The sequence below is a fragment of the Bacillus sp. 05T31 genome (assembly GCF_056396725.1).
In genome coordinates this window covers 1-973 of record NZ_JBFTMA010001076.1, presented here as the reverse complement: position 1 = coordinate 973, position 973 = coordinate 1, and the positions used below count along the sequence as shown (strand labels likewise).

1 protein-coding gene is annotated in these 973 nt (G+C 37.4%); it reads right to left on the bottom strand.

Annotated features, from left to right (window positions below):
* Positions 1-973, bottom strand: a 973-nt coding sequence (locus AC1DJR_RS31440; RefSeq protein WP_477004409.1) for a glycosyl hydrolase family 18 protein, incomplete at both ends; no start/stop codon positions are given.

Here is a 973-nt window from a genome sequence, read left to right as displayed (position 1 = left end):
GCTGCAACAGAGCTAATTGCTTTTGCAGGTGGATTTCCTTGTTTGAATGGCAGTTTCCAATCGAAACCGTATAAATTTTGCCCCATCATAATTTTTTGTGGTGGCATTTGAGATTTTGCATATTGAAGTACTTCTTTCACAGGACCAATAGGAGAAATCGCCATCGGTGGTCCCCCTTGCCAACCCCAGTCGTATGTCATAATGACGACAAAATCAACAATTTGTCCTTGTGCTTTATAATCATGAGCTTCAAAAAATTTCCCTTTTTGATTGGAACTTGTTTTCGGTACAAGTGTTGTACTTAATGTGTACCCGCTAGGTAAGCGTGTTTTTACATTTCGTAAAAAACGATTATATGCTTCGCGATCCTCAGGTGCTACATTCTCGAAATCAAAGTGAATGTCTCGCATACCGTATTTTTCAGCTGTTTGCAAAATGTTTGTAATAAATTTGTTTTGGATTGTTGCGTCGCGTAAAATAACCGATGTCAGATCAGCACTGAAATTTCCATTTTCAATATTTGTAATAACGAGCATAGGGATGGTTTTACCTTGCGTTGCAATATTAGCGATTTTAGCTGTTTCTGTGGGTTCTTTTAAAGTGCCGTCTCGTTTTGCTTCAAAGCTGAAGTAGGCTAAATATGTTAAAAATGGATTAATAGCACGTGTAGCATTTACTAAACTTTCTTTTATCGGTATTGTTGAAGGTTGTAAATAAGCGATGGATTCTACTGCTCGTTTTGTTCCTTTCGGTATATATAATTGTTGTCCGACATGAAGAATAGATTTTAATGAAAGGTTATTAACTTTAGCTAAACTGGCGAGAGGAACGCTATATGTTTGAGAAATTCGATAAAGGCTGTCACCAGGCTGTACATAATAGTTATTGCCTTTCGTATTAACGATAAGTGCCTGACCAACAACGAGTGTTTCCGCTGGATTTAGTCCATTGTCTTTTACAATCTCTTCAGGTG